The sequence below is a fragment of the Mesorhizobium silamurunense genome, assembly GCF_014843825.1.
Taxonomy (GTDB): Bacteria; Pseudomonadota; Alphaproteobacteria; order Rhizobiales; family Rhizobiaceae; genus Mesorhizobium; species Mesorhizobium silamurunense.
This window is the reverse complement of record NZ_JHQR01000405.1, coordinates 1-1757: the sequence shown is the minus strand read 5'-3', so window position 1 is coordinate 1757 and position 1757 is coordinate 1. Positions and strand designations below refer to the sequence as shown.

The 1757-nt window shown below is 63.5% G+C and carries 2 protein-coding genes; one reads left to right on the top strand and one right to left on the bottom strand.

Features of this window, described 5'->3' with window-relative positions:
* Positions 1–70: 70 nt before the first annotated feature.
* Positions 71–1105: an aspartate-semialdehyde dehydrogenase gene (locus tag DH10_RS35025; RefSeq protein ID WP_192246363.1), complete on the bottom strand. Its 1035-nt coding sequence runs from the start codon at positions 1103–1105 to the stop codon at positions 71–73.
* A 433-nt stretch (positions 1106–1538) separates the two neighbouring features.
* On the opposite strand from DH10_RS35025, the gene DH10_RS35020 reads away from it, so the two are divergent.
* Positions 1539–1757, top strand: a 219-nt coding sequence (locus DH10_RS35020) for a DEAD/DEAH box helicase (RefSeq protein WP_192385891.1), incomplete at its 3' end; no start/stop codon positions are given.

Sequence of the window (1757 nt, the reverse complement as noted above, 5' to 3'; positions counted from 1 at the left end):
GTCCGGCGCCCCCGCGGAGGGCCAGCCGCGCCAGCGGCGGTGCGGCCCGTGAGCGAGAAATGAAGGGCCGTCAGGCCGCCTTCTTCTTCGGCTGTATCAGGCCCCGCTCGACCAGGAGCTCGGCGATCTGGACGGCGTTCAGCGCCGCACCCTTGCGCAGATTGTCGGAGACGACCCACATCGACAGGCCGTTGTCGACGGTCGAGTCCTCGCGGATGCGCGAGATGAAGGTGGCGTCCTCGCCGGCCGATTCGAGCGGCGTGATGTAGCCGCCGTTCTCGCGCTTGTCCAAGACCTGGCAGCCGGGCGCCTCGCGTAGAATCTCGCGCGCCTCGTCGGCCGTGATCGGCTTTTCGAACTCGATGTTGACCGCTTCCGAGTGGCCGATGAACACCGGCACGCGCACGCAGGTCGCCGTCAGCTTGATCTTGGGATCGAGCATCTTCTTGGTTTCGGCCACCATCTTCCATTCTTCCTTGGTGAAGCCGTCGTCGAGGAAGACGTCGATATGCGGGATGACGTTGAAGGCGATGCGCTTGGTGAACTTCTTGACGTCGACCTGATCGGCGACGAAAACCGCGCGGGTCTGGGTAAAGAGCTCGTCCATGCCTTCCTTGCCGGCGCCGGAAACCGACTGGTAGGTGGCGACGACGACGCGCTTGATGGTGGCGACGTCATGCAGCGGCTTCAGCGCAACGACGAGCTGCGCCGTCGAGCAGTTCGGGTTGGCGATGATGTTCTTGCGCGAGAACAGCTCGATCGCGTCCGGGTTCACTTCCGGCACGATCAGGGGCACGTCCGGGTCGTAGCGGAAAGCCGACGAGTTATCGATGACGACGCAGCCCTGCTTGCCGATCTTGGGCGACCATTCCTTGGAAACATTGCCGCCGGCCGACATGACGCAGATGTCGGTGTCGGAAAAATCATAGGTGTCGAGCGCCTTGACCTTCAGCGTGCGGTCGCCGAAGGACACCTCAGTGCCCTGGCTGCGCCGCGAGGCCAGCGCCACAACTTCGCTCACCGGGAAGCCGCGCTCGTCCAGAATGTTGAGCATTTCGCGGCCCACATTGCCCGTGGCGCCGACTACCGCAACCTTGAAACTCATCGAAATCTCCTGTCCCTCTCCGCTTGGTTGTTGGAGAAAAGGAAAACCCGCCGGCCTCATGCAGGTTCCGTCCCCCGGGCCGAACCCGGGAGAGGGTGGTTAAGCCAAGGGAATCACACCGTTTTGGTGGTGGTTTTGGCCATAGTTTTGCGGGAACGGACGGACGCGCCGAAGCGCCCGGCCCGATGCGCTGCATCGTGGCCGGAGGCACCGAATGCAAGAAGAGCCATCAGAAGGCCGCGCATCGAGGATGATCCCGTTCGGTGCCGGCTTTTACGCACTTTGCGTAAAGAGTCAATTGGCGCCTGCCTGTACATCGGTGGCGCGGCGAAGTAGGAACGCCGCAACCGTTCGGCTCATGCGGCGCATCTGCGCCCGCCGGCAAAAAGCCCGGTGTCGGGCTGCAGAAGATTCCGAATTTCGAAAGATAAAGATGTCCAGTTTCGAAACGATCGTGCCTGCGCTTGCAGAGGCGTTGCAAAATCGCGGCTATGTCGAGTTGACGGCGGTGCAGAAAGCGGTGCTGGCTCCAGAGCTCGGCGTGGCCGACGCGCTTGTTTCGGCCCAGACCGGCTCCGGCAAGACGGTCGCCTTCGGCCTTGCGCTGGCGCCGAGCCTGCTCGGCGGCGCGCAACGCTTCGCGGATGCCGGC

Coding starts and splice junctions, on each gene's coding strand:
- DH10_RS35025 (WP_192246363.1), bottom strand. CDS start 1,105: ATGAGTTTCAAGGTTGCGGTAGTCGGCGCCACGGGCAATGTGGGCCGC.